The organism is Bacillus sp. K2I17 (assembly GCF_002209985.1).
GTDB classification, from domain to species: domain Bacteria; phylum Bacillota; class Bacilli; order Bacillales; family Bacillaceae_G; genus Bacillus_A; species Bacillus_A wiedmannii.
On record NZ_NJGF01000012.1, the window covers coordinates 38678 to 53762 of the forward strand.

The window sequence follows — 15085 nt, forward strand, 5'->3', positions numbered from 1 at the left end:
TAAATATTCTGAATATTATTTATAAAATTGTTTTTTACAACTTATTACAATTAAACTTTGTTATGATTGTTTTTATATAAACTGAATAAAGGAGATTGCGATATGATAATTCTGAATAATGAAAAAGTTACTAAACTATTAAATGAATGGTATAAGGTTATTTTATCTAAGCAAATAACAAAAGCGACAAGAATGAAAGAAGAAGTTGATGAAAAGATTAGTGTCTTAATGGTCGAACAAAAACGAGATCTACAAGATCAAAATCTCTTATTGTATTATTCTCTATTGGATTATAGTTATAAAGTGTTAATAAATAAATCATATGTAACTCGTAGTGATTTTGATGCAGTTGAAAAACTTACAACAAAAACTATTGATGAGTATTTAAAATACTACTACCATTTCTATAAAGCTGTGCATAACACCATGATCGCTAACTATATGGAAGCTATGGAGCAATTTGAAGAAGCTGAACGACTTTTAGAGTATATTCCTAATGACATTGAAAAAGCTGAATTTAATTATAAACTTGGTGAACTATATTACCATCTTCAACAACCTTTATTAACAATTAAGCATGTAATGAAAGCAAAAGACATATACAAAAAGTATGAAGATTATGTAATAAATCAAATTGAATGTGATACAATCCTGGGATTAGCAAGTGTCACTTTAAGTCAGTTTGAACAAGGAGAAGAACTTTTTGTTAAGTGTTTGGATATGGCTAAAAAACATAACTGCACTCGACTAATTACCTTAATTCAGTACAACTTGGGTTTCCTTTATGCAAAACAAGGTATATCCGCAACTGCAATTCGACATTTAATGGATGTATATAAATCTGAAAAACCATATCATAAAACTGTATTCTTACTGGCTCGAGAACATTTCAAAATAAATAAAATTGAACAAGCGCAAGAATTTTTGACTCAAGGCTTTGAATTAGCCGACGTTGAATATACACATCATTTACGAATACTTCGAGCACAATACGATGAAAATTATAAGCAGAATCTAGAAACAACGATTGCAGATGGACTAGATTACTTCGAATCCCAAAAACTTTATGGATTTATTGAAGAGTACTCTGGAATTTTAGCGAAAAAACTTTATCAAGAAGGTAATCATGAGAAAGCTAGCCAATATTTTAATATATCTTATGATGCTAAAGAATTACTTCAGAAGGGAAGTGCGTTAAAATGAAAAAAGTACTAATAGGATTTTTTAGTTTTGCTGCTGTTTTAACTATTGGAAGTTTTACAGAATCTTTTACATCACAAGCTGATCATGGTAGACCACCTGCACCACAAAGACCAGATTATATTTCTAATGTGGCCGATTTTGATCACGGTAGACCACCTGCGCCGGCATACGAATACGGCGATACTTATATTGATCATGGTGAGCATATCTAAAACAAAAAGAGGACGTGATATATACGTCCTCTTTTTGTTTTATTTTAATTACGACCGAATTATATTTGAAATAATATAAAGGATAATGTTCTAGTATATCAATTCCATCAATAATAATGTCTGCGTGTGGCTTGCTATCAAGAAACTGTCCAAGTGTCAACAGGAAAAAGTGTTAGTTTCTCATATAAATCTCATAATTGAGAATTGGTTTAAATAACCGGTGCAACAACAGCGAAATGCGATTCATATATTTGCACACATTTTGCTCACATTTTGTTCACGTACTATATAAAAAAATATGAAAATCTATAAAAATAATTATTTCAATAAAATTTGTTCTAGATATTAAAAAGTGCCAAAACCCTTTTGTTATAAGGGGTTTGACACTTTTTTGTTTTTTATATTTTATCAAATAAACAATCCTAAAATTGTTCATTCTTCTCCCAAGATTCCACAATATAATGTGCAATCGTCGGGTTGAACCCTTTCCCAACTAAAAACATAATCGCAGCAACTTCTGTTAAAGCGTGTTTGTGTGATGTATGTTTTGCTTCATTTAAACCGTAATCTACCCAAGGTTTTACGAAATCTAGTACAGGTTTCTTTAAAGGTAAAAACTGTGTACCGACAACTTGTTGAATTTGTTGTTGTGTTGGTTCTGTAATTGGTCCAGGCGGTAAGATTTGCGGTTGTGTAATATCGAGTGTTGGTCCTGGTGGTAAAATTTGTGGTTGTGTTGGATCAATTGTTGGTGGTTTAGGCGGTGAGACACGCGCGTTGTAGTTTGGTTGGTACATTTGTTGTTGCGGCTGAGTTGCGTATGGATTTGGTTGAAATTGTTGCTCTTGATTTTGTGGTGCTACATATGGATTTTGAGGGTATTCATAATTTGGACGTGAGTCGTATGGATTTTGTTGATATTCAGTTTCTTGATTTTGCGTTGTTGCATATGGATTTTGCTGATATTGTTGTTCTTGATTTTGCGGTGCTGCATATGGGTTTTGAGGATATTCATAATTAGGACGTGTGTCGTATGAGCTTTGTTGATAATTAGCTTCTTGGTTTTGCGGTGTTTCGTATGGGTTTTGTTCATATTGTTGCTCTTGTTCTTCATATTGTTCTGTGTATCTTTGGTCCTGTTGCTGAGGGTAAAATGGTTGTTGTGGATAAGGCGGTTGATTATTATAGAACATATTTATTCCTCCTCCATGATGATGCTTACCACTCAGTGTATGGGCGGACAAGAAAATATGTGATGAAAAAATGCGGGCGTGTTACAATAAGTAACTGGGTGAAGATAAAATGACAAAACAAGAAAAGATTCAAAAAACAATTACTTTTGTAAAACATATTTTAGAAAAAGATGCGAGTGGGCATGATTGGTATCATATTGAACGCGTACATAAACTGGCGATTTCTTTATCCGAGCAAGAAGGGGGAAATCGTTTTATAATTGAAATGGCAGCATTACTTCACGATGTGGCAGATGAGAAGTTAAATGAAAGTGAAGAAGCAGGAATGAAAAAAGTTTCTGATTGGTTAGAAGAGTTACATGTTGAAGAAGAGGAAAGTAAACATGTTCTTCATATCATCGCCAATATGTCTTATAAAGGTGGTCATGGCGGTAAAGTGGATTCACTTGAAGGGAAGCTTGTTCAAGATGCGGATCGCTTAGACGCTCTTGGAGCAATTGGAATAGCTCGCACATTTGCGTATGGTGGAGCGAAAGGGAGATTAATGTATGATCCAACTATTCCTCCGCGTGAAGTGATGACGAAAGATGAATATAGAAAAAATAACGATCCATCTTTAAATCATTTCTATGAAAAACTTTTAAAACTAAAAGACTTAATGAACACGAACGCAGCAAAACAAGAGGCTGAAGTTCGTCATCGTTATATGGAACAGTTTATTGAACAATTTATGAAAGAGTGGAATGCACAAATATGAAAATGTTAACTGTGGAAAACTTATCGAAATCATACGGAGAAAAACCGTTATTTGATGGATTATCATGTAGTATTACAGAAGGACAACGTGTCGGAATCATTGGTGTAAACGGTACTGGTAAATCGACATTATTAAAAATTATTGCAGGGTTAGAAACTCCTGATACAGGTGATATGACGCATTCACGTGGTTATACAATTAGTTATTTATCACAGCAACCAGAGTTTGATGAAAAACTAACAGTATTAGAACAAGTGTTCCATGGTGATACACCTTTAATTCGTCTTCTTCGTGATTATGAACAATCGTTATTAAATATCGAAAAAGATCCAAGTAATGAAAAAGTACAGGAACAATTATTTGCAGTGCAGCAACGTATGGATGCGATGAGTGCATGGGAAGCAAATGCGAATGCAAAATCGTTATTAACGAAATTAGGAATTACTGATTTTACAGCAACTGTTGGAAACCTATCTGGTGGACAAAAAAAGCGTATTGCAATGGCGCAATGTTTTATTGAAACACCTGATTTATTAATTTTGGATGAGCCTACGAACCATCTTGACCATGAGACAGTTGAATGGTTGGAAGAATATTTAGCAAGATATACTGGTGCGGTATTACTTGTAACCCATGATCGTTATTTCTTAGATCGTGTGACAAACCGCATTTTTGAATTAGACAATGGTAAACTATATAGTTACGAAGGAAACTATAGTACATTTTTAGAAGCGAAAGCACTTCGTGAAGAACAAGAAATTGCGCAAGAATCAAAACGTCAAAACTTATATCGCCGCGAACTAGCATGGATCCGCCGCGGTGCAAAAGCTCGTTCGACAAAGCAAAAAGCACGTATTCAACGATTTGATGAGTTAAAAGGTCAAGAAGGACCAGCTGCAAAACAGTCAGTTGATATTGCGCTTAGCGGGAGTCGCCTTGGCAAAAAAGTACTTGAGTTAAAAGATGTAACGAAAAAATTCGGTGATAAAACGGTATTACACAACTTTAATCATATTGTGAAACCAGGAGATCGTATCGGAATCATTGGAGCGAATGGAAGCGGAAAATCTTCTCTATTAAATATGCTTGCAGGCAAGTTAGCTCCTGATAGTGGTGAAGTTGAAGTAGGACAAACTGTAAAAGTTGCTTATTATACGCAAGAAAATGAAGAGATGAATTTAAATCAGCGTATGATTGAATACATTAAAGAGATTGCAGAAGTTATTCATACGACAGACGGAAAAGTAATTGGTGCATCTCAAATGCTAGAACGTTTCTTATTCCCGACGCACTCACATGGTACACCGCTTGGTAAACTATCTGGTGGTGAAAGAAGACGTTTATATTTATTACGTATTTTAATGGGAGAACCAAACGTACTATTACTTGATGAACCTACGAATGATCTAGATACACAAACATTAACAGTACTGGAAGATTATTTAGAAGATTTCCCAGGTGTCGTTTTAACTGTATCGCATGACCGTTACTTCTTAGATAAAGTAGTAGATGAATTGTTCATCTTTAGTGGCGGAGGCGAAGTGCGTGAATTCCTAGGTAGTTATACGGACTTTTTAGAAATGGAAAAGACGAAAGAACTTATTGAGAAGGCGGAAGTTCAAAAAGAGAAAAAAGTAGTAGAAGAAGCTCCGAAACAACAACGTAAACGTAAACTTTCATACAAAGAGCAGCGTGAATGGGAAACAATTGAAGATACAATTGCCGAACTAGAAGAGAAAATTGAGTCAATTGGAGAAGAACTTGCGAAAGTTGGATCTGACTTCACAAAGGCACAAGAATTATCTGAAGCACAGCAGAAAACAGAAGAAGAGCTAGAAAAAACGATGGAAAGATGGAGTGAACTATCAGACATCGTTGAAGGATTAAAATAAAAACAAGCTGCATATATTGAAAAGTAAAGAGAAAAACTTTACACTATTGGTAGAACCTATTTTAGGAGGGAAAAAATGAGAACATCTAATCCAATGTTGAAAAAAGAGGCATTCCGTAAAGAGGGAGCAAGCGCTTCTGCGATGACGATTGGCGGAACAGTAGGCAAAACGTTTATTATGCTTATCTTGCTACTTGCAACGTCTGTCTATTCATACATACAGATGATGCAGGGGACGATGAAGATGCCGGTATTAATTGGTGCTTTAATCGTTGCGGCAATCATCGCATTTGCGTCTATGTTCTTTCCGCGTATTTCACCTTTTGGTGCACCAATCTATGCGGCGGTAGAAGGGGTTGTATTAGGTAGTATTTCAGCAGTTTATACAATGAAATTTGGCGATTCTATCGTTTTAAATGCTGTATTACTAACAATCTCAATTCTATTTGCAATGTTAGTGTTATATGCAACGCGTGTAGTAAAGGTAACGGATAAATTCCGTACAGGCGTGATGGCAGCAACACTTGGAATTATGGTTATGTATTTAGTCGTATTTCTACTAAACATGTTTGGTGTAACTGTTCCGTACATTCACCAAGGCGGTACGATTGGTATTATTATTAGTGCAGTTGTTATCGTAGTTGCTGCATTAAACTTATTACTAGATTTCGATTTAATCGAAAATGGTGTACGTAGTCAAGCTCCGAAATATATGGAGTGGTACACTGCGATGGGACTAATGCTTACATTAGTTTGGTTATATTTAGAAATTCTTCGTTTCGTTTCTTACTTTACGAAAAATGACTAATAAAAAATCCTGCATAAAAAATGCAGGATTTTTTTATTTTCAAAGATAGAGTGAAATTTTAATCAGTGAGGCTTATACTGCCTGTTAATGCAGGGTAATTTCGGTAATGGTATAATATGGTTGTTGGTAATTCAAATTGAAGGGGGATGGAATATGATGAAAGAGAAGAAAGGGATTATGAAAAAACTATTTTCTAAAAGTTTTTTCATAGAACTAGAAGATGCTTTAACGTATCCATCATCAGAAGTTATTATTTCCGCTATTGAAAGGTATGCGGTTGAATGTCAGGAACAATTGAATTTTGAGAGTAAAGTTAAACCGATTACTTTTTACTTAGAAAATGTAATGTATCGTGTTGAGATAAAGATGGCTCGCGGTGGATATTACATTTCCTGTAGTGAAGTATAAATTTTGAAACCTTACATGTTTAATATATGTAAGGTTTCTTTTTTTCTTTTACAGCATATAAAATAATATTTTTTACTTTAAAATATATTATTTTACGCTTTTTACCCTTCATACATTTTTCTTTACAATGAAGAAAAATATGTGAGGTGGTATAACATATGATGAATCGAGTTGTATTAATCGGTAGATTGACAAAGGAGCCAGAATTATACTACACAAAGCAAGGTGTCGCTTATGCACGAGTATGTGTTGCGGTGAATAGAGGTTTTCGAAATAGTTTAGGTGAGCAACAAGTAGATTTTATTAATTGTGTCGTTTGGAGAAAATCGGCTGAGAATGTAACTGAATATTGTAAGAAGGGGTCACTTGTTGGAATTACCGGACGTATTCATACGAGGAATTACGAAGATGATCAAGGAAAGAGAATATATATAACGGAAGTTCTGATTGAGAGCATTACATTTTTGGAGAAAAGGCGGGAGGGGGCATCACAATAAGAGGGCTTAGTAGTATAGCCCTCTATCACTTTTGATTGATACCCTCCCAAACAACATCTAATTGTTGATTGAGTATATTTTTCACGTTTATTTCATTAGCATGTAATAGTGAATGGGACATTAATGTATAAAAATAAGTACTCATAATTGTAGAGGTGATAATATGTATATCCCATTTACTGTTTAATTTTCCTGTCGCTTTTGCTTCTGCAATAATTGAAGATAAACCTTCTTGTAGTTGTTGTATGCTTTTTACTTCATTTTCTACTAAGTAGTTAGACTTAATAATCTCAAAGACGGCATGCTGCATTAAATCACCATGTCCAGTAAAACGGTCTAGTAAGTCTCCTAGAACAAGTTTGATTCTTTCTTTTGGATGTTCCACATTTTCATATGCTTTTAAACTTTCATTCCATAGCTCAATTTGAGAATCACCTAAAAATAATAATATGTTTTCTTTTTTCGGAAAGTAGTTGAAGAAAGTTCCTTTTGCAATCCCGCATGCAGTAGTAATATCTTGAACCGTTACATTTTCGTACCCGCGTTCTTGGAAGAGTTGTACTGCTTTTAGGAATATAAGTTCTTTTAATTCTTTTTTTCTCGTTTCTCTAAGCATTTTATCTACTCCTAACACAAACAATTATATCTGTTTAATAGATAATCTTAAATAAAATCTTACTTCATGATTAAGTTTAATGTAATTGAAAGAAGGGTAGAGAATGCTGTTTCTCATTTTTGTTATAAATGAAAGTTGTATAGTTCATGTGCTTGTCTTTCAGAAATCCATTTCGGAATACGTTTCATTACTTCGTTTCTCACTATAGTTAAAGGTGTACTTTCTATTTGCGCCATTTTTCCAACTTTCCAAGCAGTATTTGAGATTTTTTCAATTCTATCTCGTCTTTTTTGTTCGTATTCTATGAACGCTTGACGATAATGGGCATTATTCTTAATACATTCAGCCAAAATAATTGCATCTTCAATTGCCTGACAAGCTCCTTGACCTAAATTAGGAGTAAGTGCATGAGCTGCATCCCCAATAAATACGATGCGCTTTTCAAAAAACTGTTTCATTGGTGTAATGTCTACAATGTCACGATGAATCATAGTAACGTCCGATGCATTATTTAAAATAGATGGGATTGTGGTAAGTTTTGAAATGATTATATAAATCTGCTGTTGTGTAAGCTTTGTATTTTGGATCTCTAGCTTTAGCGTTTATGAGCGCATACCAGTATACTTCGTTATTGGGAAGAGGGACGATACCAAATCTACCGTTTGTTCCCCAAGTTTCAATAAAATCGTTTGTTAAAGAAAGGTTATTAGTAGGAGTTACGCCGCGCCAACACGTATATCCTGCATAACGATAATTATCGCTTTGTGTTACTTGTTTTCGAACGACAGAATGAATACCATCAGCAGCAATGAGTATATTACCAAGTGCTTCACTACCATCTTGGAATAATATTTTTAAGGCGTTTTCTTCATTTTGTTCTATTTTTGCGCATTCTTTTCCCCATTCGACAGTATCTTCTTTTAGTTCAGAAAGTAGTAATTGATGTAAATTTTTTCTATGAATGGAGTACATTTTTGGATAACATGCTGGAATGGTCAATTTATTAAAAATAGTTCCTTTTTCGGATACAAGGTTAAAGCCGTCACTTTCGTTGCCAATTTTTTTATTCTCTCAGAAATTCCGTATGGTTCAAGTGCTTGCATCGCATTTGGGGCGATGATAATACCTGCACCAGCAACAGTAGGTTCAGTATTTTGGTCATATATTTTTACATCTAATCCTATTTTTTGTAAGGAAATTGCTGCGCAAAGTCCAGCAATACCGCCACCAATAATTATGACATTATTCATTTGATATCCCTCCAACTTAGAGTGACTTTGATCATAAAATGACCGTAGTCATTTTATGAGTTAAGGATAATCCCTTTTTCTGGTATTGTCAATTATACTTTTAACTTTAGTTTTCGAACGATTAGGTGAAAATAGAATGAATGAAACTTCTAAGAAATGTAGAAAAGGAATTAGCAAAATTAAGCATCCGAGTAGGAGTATAGAGTGATAACATGTTACAATACAGCTAAGAACACGCAATAAAGGAGAGTTTTTTACGTGAAGATTAAAGCAATTGAACCGACGCCAAGTCCAAATACAATGAAAGTTATTTTGAATGAAGTATTACCATCAGGAGCGCGTAATAATTATACAAATGAAAATAAAGAACAAGCACCAATGCAAGTGCAAGAAATTTTGAAAATTGAAGGCATTAAAGGTGTATATCATGTAGCCGACTTTTTAGCAGTGGAGCGAAATGCGAAGTTTGACTGGAAAGTTTTATTACAACAAGTTCGTGCTGTTTTCGGCGAACAGGTAGTAGAAGAAAGTGAAGAACAACAACTTGCTCATTTTGGGGAAGTGAAAGTGTTTGTTCAAATGTTCTTTACAATTCCAATGCAAGTAAAGTTAACAGATGGAACATCGGAAGAACGTGTTGGTTTACCAGATCGTTTTAAAGAATCAATTATGAAAGTTCAAATGTCTGCACCAAACGTTGTGAAAGAGCGCAAATGGGTAGAACAAGGTACACGTTACGGTAATTTTGAAGAAATCGGGAAAGAAGTAGTAGAAGAGATTGTTGCTGCTTATTCAGAAGAACGTGTAAATGAAACAGTTAAAGAATTATTAAACCAGGCAGGTGCTGTTGAAGTAACGATTCAAAAGCGTGAGCCATATAAAGTAACAGTAGAGATGATGAAAGATGCTGACTGGAAAAATCGTTTTGCAGCATTAGAGCAAATGGATCCTACTGAAGAAGATATGCCAGTGTTGAAGATGGCGTTAGATGATGAAAAAGTTTCAATCCGCCGTTTAGCAACAGCGTATTTAGGTATGGTAAAAGGTGATGGGGTATTGCCATTATTATATAAAGCGTTATTAGATCGTTCAGTAAGTGTTCGCCGTACAGCGGGCGATTGCTTATCAGACGTAGGTGATCCAGCAGCGATGTTCGTTATGATTAAATCTCTGAAAGATTCAAGTAAATTAGTACGCTGGCGTGCAGCTATGTTCTTATTTGAACTTGGAGATGAAAGTGCGATTCCTGCATTAAAAGCAGCGCAAGATGATCCGGAGTTTGAAGTAGCGATGCAAGCGCGTCTAGCATTAGAGCGTATTGAAGGTGGAGAAGAAGCAAAAGGTTCTGTATGGAAACAAATGACGGAGTCTCGTAAAGGGGAGTAATGTATGATTGTTTTCTATGATAGTTGGTGTCCGATGTGTACGGCGGTTGCAGAACGTACGAAAAAACTAGATAAAAAGGGTAAGATGCAATTTGTTTCATTTCGAGATGAAGATGTAGTTGAGAAGTATGAACTTTCTCAAGAACTACAAAGTAAGATGGAACAAAGATTGTATATTTTAAAAAATAATAAGTGGTATGCCGGAATTCATAGCATACATGTATTAGCAAAGGCCGTTCCATCTTATTGGTTTGCCGTTCCTTTTATAAAACTATCTATCGTACTCGGATTTGGAAGTAAAGTATACGATTATATCGCTAACAATAGAAAACTTGTCCCAGTTGGACATTGCTGTGAAGGGGTTTGTGAAATCCCTACAAAAAAATGAAATCATCGTTATCTTTCTTTTGCACCTAGTAATAGAGCGTGATATGATGAATTTGGAATGAAAGTTGAAGGAGAGATTACACGATGTCAAATGCTTATGAAGAATACATGCGCCAAATGGTAATCCCAATGCGTCAAGAATTAGTGCGTTCTGGGTTTGAAGAGTTAACTACAGAAGAAGCTGTAACAGAATTTATGGAAAACACGGCAGGTACAACTTTAGTAGTTGTAAACTCAGTTTGTGGTTGTGCAGCTGGTTTAGCACGTCCATCAGCAGGTCAAGCAGTTGTTCGTGCTGAAAAACAACCAGATCATCTTGTAACTGTATTCGCAGGTCAAGATAAAGATGCTACTGCAAAAATGCGTGAATACTTCGGAGAAATTCCTCCATCTTCACCATCTATGGCATTATTAAAAGGAAAAGAAGTTGTTCACTTCATTCACCGTCATGAAATTGAAGGTGCAACTATGGACGAAATTATTACGAATTTAGAACATGCTTTCGAAAAGAATTGCTAAAGAAGGGGGAGAGTAAATCTCCCTCTTTTCTTTATATAGAGGTGAAACAATGATCGTAACAACAGCAGGAAGAACAAACAAAGAAATGACAGATTATGCAAACAAGGTAGCAGCAGAATTAAATCGTTCTTTCGTTAAACGTAATGACGTACCAGTACATAAACTGCATGAGCAGTATGAACAAGATGTACTTGTTGTAGGGAAAAACCGATTAGCTATTTATCCGAGAGGAACGGAAGAGTCATTTTTCTTTCATCCAAACTCAGCGATGTTTCGTGTGAAAAGGTTAATGCGCGGAGAACACGATCCGTTTGTACAAGCCGCGCAATTAGAGAGCGGAATGACAGTATTAGATTGTACGCTCGGTATGGCATCAGATAGTATTGTAGCTAGTTATATTGTTGGTGAAAGCGGAAAAGTAACGGGACTTGAAGGCAATGAGTATATGGCTTATATTATGGAAAATGGTTTAAAAACATGGTCTTCAACTGTTTCTGAAATTGATGAGGCAATGCAACGAATCGATGTGAAGCAAACGGAGCATTACGCATTTTTAACACAATGTGAAGACAATAGTTATGATGTTGTGTACCTTGATCCGATGTTTGAAGAAACTGTTATAGAATCAGATGGAATAAAAGGATTAAAATACTTCGCTTTGTATCATGATATTACTAACGAAACAATTGCAGAAGCGAAGCGTGTGGCGAGAAAGCGTGTCGTTCTGAAAGATCATTTCCGTAGTTCTAGATTTGAAAAACATAATTTTCATGTATACAAAAGAAGAAGTGCTAAGTTTCACTTTGGTGTAATTGACCCTTGCTAATTGTTTGAAAAGATGTATAATAAGCAATAATTAATTAAATATACTGTCGGTGATGAAGAGAGTAGTCTTTTTTAGAAGGAAAGCGAGCTAGGGATGGTGTGAGCCTAGTGCGGAAGGAAAAGATGAAGCGCACTTCGGAGATGCTTCTTGAACGAATAGTAGAGTAAGCCGAGGCCCCCTGTCCTCGTTATAAACGGGAAAGTGGTTCGTAATGAACAACAAGGGTGGTACCACGGGTTTAAACTCGTCTCTTTTTAGAGACGAGTTTTTTGTGTTTAAAAAAATAAGGAGGTTATATAGTATGGATTATAAAACACAGTTTGCGGAAAGTTTATCCGATATTTTTACGAATGAATTAACGCAAAATCAAATTTTAGATTTAATCGAAACGCCGAAACAAGATGAATTCGGAGATGCGGCATTTCCATGTTTTTCACTTGCGAAGCAATATAAAAAATCACCAGCTATTATCGCAAAGGAAGTGGCAGGAAAATTAAGTGATCCATTTTTTACGAAAGTAGAGGCTGTTGGTCCTTATGTAAATGTCTTTTTTAATCGTGAGACGGTAAGTGATGATGTATTAAAAACGGTTTTAGCGGAGAAAGAAGAGTACGGTCAAAATCACTTTGGTTGTGAAAAAACGGTAGTTATCGATTATTCCTCTCCTAATATCGCGAAACCTTTTTCAATGGGGCATTTACGTTCTACAATGATTGGAAATTCACTGAAACATATTGCTGAAAAATGTGGTTATGAAGTTGTAGGAATTAATTATATTGGAGACTGGGGCACACAGTTTGGAAAGTTAATTACCGCTTATAAAAAATGGGGAAATGAAGCAGTAGTTAAAGAGGATCCAATACGTGAACTATTTAAGTTATATGTTCAATTTCATGAAGAGGTAAAAGACGATGAAGAATTAGAAGAAGATGGACGCGCTTGGTTTAAGAAATTAGAAGAAGGTGATGAAGAAGCTGTTGAGCTTTGGAATTGGTTCCGTCACGAATCCTTAAAAGAATTTTCTCGTATTTATGAACTTCTCGGTGTTGAGTTTACTAATTTTCAAGGAGAAGCCTTTTATAATAACTTAATGGAAGATTTTATAGGGATTTTAGAAGAACATGATTTGCTTGAAGAGTCAGAAGGTGCGTTAGTCGTTAATTTAGAAGAAGAGAGAATGCCGCCTTGCTTAATTAGAAAATCCGATGGTGCAACGATTTACGCAACACGTGACTTAACAGCAGCGTTATACCGTCAAAACACATATGCATTTGATAAAGCGTTATATGTAGTTGGCCCAGAACAAAGTTTACATTTTAATCAATTTTTCACTGTATTAAAAAAGCTTGGATACAATTGGGTTGACGGCATGGAACATGTACCGTTTGGGTTCATTTTAAAAGATGGTAAGAAAATGTCGACACGTAAAGGAAGAGTTATTTTACTTGAAGAAGTACTTGAAGAAGCAATTGACCTTGCAAAACAAAATATTGAAGAGAAAAATCCAAACTTAAAACAGAAAGAAGAAGTAGCGAAGCAAGTCGGTGTTGGCGCAGTTATCTTTCACGATTTAAAAAACGAGCGTATGCATAATATCGAATTCTCATTAGAAAACATGCTGAAATTTGAAGGTGAAACAGGACCGTATGTACAGTACACACATGCACGTGCGTGCTCTATTTTAAGAAAAGAAAGTGTAGAATTTGAAACGTGTACGTTTGCATTAAAAGATGATCATAGCTGGAGCGTTGTAAAATTACTGAATAAATTCCCTCAAATAATTGAAGCAGCTTTCAACAAAAATGAGCCATCAATCATTTCAAAATATGTATTGGATGTAGCACAATCGTTTAATAAATATTACGGTAATGTTCGTATATTAGAAGAGAGCGAAGAGAAAGACAGCAGACTCGCATTAGTATATGCTGTGACGGTTGTATTAAAAGAGGGATTACGTTTACTTGGGGTGGAGGCACCTGAGGAGATGTGAAACAAATAGGTATACGTATCATAGTAGATATGTATGCCTATTTATTTTTATAGAAAATGTGAAAGCAGAAGTTTTATTTTATTAAATCTAAATTTTTCTAGAATTGTTTCAAGTGTAGGAATGTCCTTATTAAATGGAGAATTGTAATGTCATATATAAAAAGGAGGCGTTAAACTTGGAAACATACGATTGGAACAGTAAACTAGCATATTTAAAAAACACAAGAGATTTATATTACAACGACGATTATGTAAGCTTTTTAGTAAATATGGTTTGGAAGATTACTAAGCCACATATTGTTGATTATGGTTGTGGATATGGTTATTTAGGCTTAGTATTAATGCCTTTACTTCCAGAAGGATCAAAGTATACAGGCATTGATAGTGGAGAAACATTATTATCTGAAGCGAGAGAGTTGTTTCGTTTACTTCCGTATGAGACAGAATTTCTTGAGGGAGATGCTACAGAAATTGAATTGAAAGATACATACGATATAGCAATTTGTCATGCTTTCTTATTACATATGAGTTCGCCAAAAATGATGCTAAAAAAAATGATACATTCAATTAAAAAGGGCGGAAAAATAATCTGTTTTGAACCACATTGGATATCAAATATGTCTTCATACTCTTTAGATGGAGAGAATCAATCGGAAATTATTAGGCTAGGTGCTTTGCAGAAGTTATTTGAAAATGACATGCAGAGAAGCGGAAAAGATGGAAATATTGGTATGAAAATACCGATGTGTTTAAGTGAACTAGGCGTAAAAAATATTGAATGTAGAGTAAGTGATAAAGTGAACTTTTTAGATTCTAATATGCACTATAATGATAAACAAAGGTTGTATCATTCATTAAAAGAAGAGGGGATTGCAGGGGATCCGGGTGATAAACAGCATTTTATAGAACGTTTAATGGCTAGAGGATTAACATATGATGATGCGCTAGCTCAATATGAAGCTGAACTCCGATTTTTTAAGGCATTTCATCTACATTCTTCTTTAGTATATGCCCCGAATATGAAAATTACATTTGGTGAAATAGTATGTTGAAAGATAGCGATTTATTGAGGATTGTCATTTTTTGTCGGTAAGTCGATATCCACCGTATAATCGCTGATATATTTTGAAAATCGTCGATATAT

General features: G+C 34.9%; 15 protein-coding genes, 1 pseudogene and 1 other annotated feature. Of the genes and pseudogenes, 13 read left to right on the top strand and 3 right to left on the bottom strand.

The genetic code is table 11. From position 1 onward, the window contains the following. Positions 1-102: 102 nt before the first annotated feature. A complete protein-coding gene (locus tag CER22_RS15740) occupies positions 103-1203 on the top strand; it encodes a response regulator aspartate phosphatase (protein ID WP_179211918.1) in 1101 nt (366 codons plus the stop codon). Then, positions 1200-1415 carry a hypothetical protein gene (locus CER22_RS15745; RefSeq protein WP_000756629.1) on the top strand — a complete coding sequence of 72 codons (216 nt, stop codon included), beginning with the start codon at positions 1200-1202 and terminating at the stop codon, positions 1413-1415. Before CER22_RS15740 ends, CER22_RS15745 begins: the two co-directional genes overlap by 4 nt. Positions 1416-1837: 422 nt before the next feature. On the opposite strand, the gene CER22_RS15750 is transcribed toward CER22_RS15745, so the two are convergent. Next, positions 1838-2608: a hypothetical protein gene (locus CER22_RS15750; protein ID WP_088609104.1), complete on the bottom strand. Its 771-nt coding sequence runs from the start codon at positions 2606-2608 to the stop codon at positions 1838-1840. A gap of 109 nt (positions 2609-2717) precedes the next feature. On the opposite strand from CER22_RS15750, the gene CER22_RS15755 reads away from it, so the two are divergent. The 5 genes from CER22_RS15755 (at position 2718) to CER22_RS15775 (ending at position 6969) form a co-directional block, all read left to right on the top strand. Then, on the top strand, positions 2718-3365 hold the full coding sequence (locus CER22_RS15755) for an HD domain-containing protein (protein ID WP_087982623.1): 648 nt from the start codon (positions 2718-2720) through the stop codon (positions 3363-3365). After that, positions 3362-5257: an ABC-F family ATP-binding cassette domain-containing protein gene (locus CER22_RS15760; RefSeq protein ID WP_087982620.1), complete on the top strand. Its 1896-nt coding sequence runs from the start codon at positions 3362-3364 to the stop codon at positions 5255-5257. Before CER22_RS15755 ends, CER22_RS15760 begins: the two co-directional genes overlap by 4 nt. 75 nt (positions 5258-5332) lie before the next feature. Further along, positions 5333-6064: a Bax inhibitor-1/YccA family protein gene (locus CER22_RS15765; RefSeq protein WP_001260655.1), complete on the top strand. Its 732-nt coding sequence runs from the start codon at positions 5333-5335 to the stop codon at positions 6062-6064. Between the two features lie 153 nt (positions 6065-6217). After that, complete coding sequence (locus CER22_RS15770) at positions 6218-6472, top strand: DUF4318 domain-containing protein (RefSeq protein ID WP_000975142.1); 255 nt, start codon at positions 6218-6220, stop codon at positions 6470-6472. A 158-nt stretch (positions 6473-6630) separates the two neighbouring features. Then, positions 6631-6969 (top strand): single-stranded DNA-binding protein, encoded by a 339-nt coding sequence (locus CER22_RS15775; protein ID WP_048540931.1) that lies wholly within the window; start codon positions 6631-6633, stop codon positions 6967-6969. 25 nt (positions 6970-6994) lie between these two features. Here CER22_RS15775 and CER22_RS15780 read toward each other — a convergent pair whose 3' ends face one another. Both CER22_RS15780 and CER22_RS33665 read right to left on the bottom strand, forming a co-directional pair. Then, complete coding sequence (locus CER22_RS15780) at positions 6995-7585, bottom strand: TetR/AcrR family transcriptional regulator (protein WP_088609105.1); 591 nt, start codon at positions 7583-7585, stop codon at positions 6995-6997. 122 nt (positions 7586-7707) lie between these two features. Beyond that, positions 7708-8835 (bottom strand): annotated as a pseudogene (locus CER22_RS33665) (FAD-dependent monooxygenase). A gap of 258 nt (positions 8836-9093) precedes the next feature. Here CER22_RS33665 and CER22_RS15790 point away from each other — a divergent pair. The 6 genes from CER22_RS15790 to CER22_RS15815 all read left to right on the top strand — a co-directional run bounded on the left by CER22_RS15790 (position 9094) and on the right by CER22_RS15815 (position 14993). After that, the gene (locus CER22_RS15790; protein WP_087982610.1) at positions 9094-10221 is read left to right on the top strand and encodes a conserved virulence factor C family protein; all 1128 of its coding nucleotides are present in this window, start codon (positions 9094-9096) and stop codon (positions 10219-10221) included. A 3-nt stretch (positions 10222-10224) separates the two neighbouring features. Further along, positions 10225-10608: a thiol-disulfide oxidoreductase DCC family protein gene (locus CER22_RS15795; RefSeq protein WP_088063223.1), complete on the top strand. Its 384-nt coding sequence runs from the start codon at positions 10225-10227 to the stop codon at positions 10606-10608. Positions 10609-10691: 83 nt separating this feature from the next. Then, the gene (locus CER22_RS15800) at positions 10692-11126 is read left to right on the top strand and encodes a BrxA/BrxB family bacilliredoxin (protein WP_088609106.1); all 435 of its coding nucleotides are present in this window, start codon (positions 10692-10694) and stop codon (positions 11124-11126) included. A 49-nt stretch (positions 11127-11175) separates the two neighbouring features. Further along, the gene (locus CER22_RS15805; protein WP_088609107.1) at positions 11176-11952 is read left to right on the top strand and encodes a class I SAM-dependent methyltransferase; all 777 of its coding nucleotides are present in this window, start codon (positions 11176-11178) and stop codon (positions 11950-11952) included. A 40-nt stretch (positions 11953-11992) separates the two neighbouring features. Next, positions 11993-12207, top strand: a binding site (T-box leader). A 46-nt stretch (positions 12208-12253) separates the two neighbouring features. After that, positions 12254-13942: an arginine--tRNA ligase gene (gene argS / locus CER22_RS15810; RefSeq protein WP_088609108.1), complete on the top strand. Its 1689-nt coding sequence runs from the start codon at positions 12254-12256 to the stop codon at positions 13940-13942. 133 nt (positions 13943-14075) lie between these two features. Then, positions 14076-14993, top strand: a complete 918-nt coding sequence (locus CER22_RS15815) for a class I SAM-dependent methyltransferase (protein WP_088609109.1) — start codon at positions 14076-14078, stop codon at positions 14991-14993. Positions 14994-15085 lie beyond the last annotated feature (92 nt).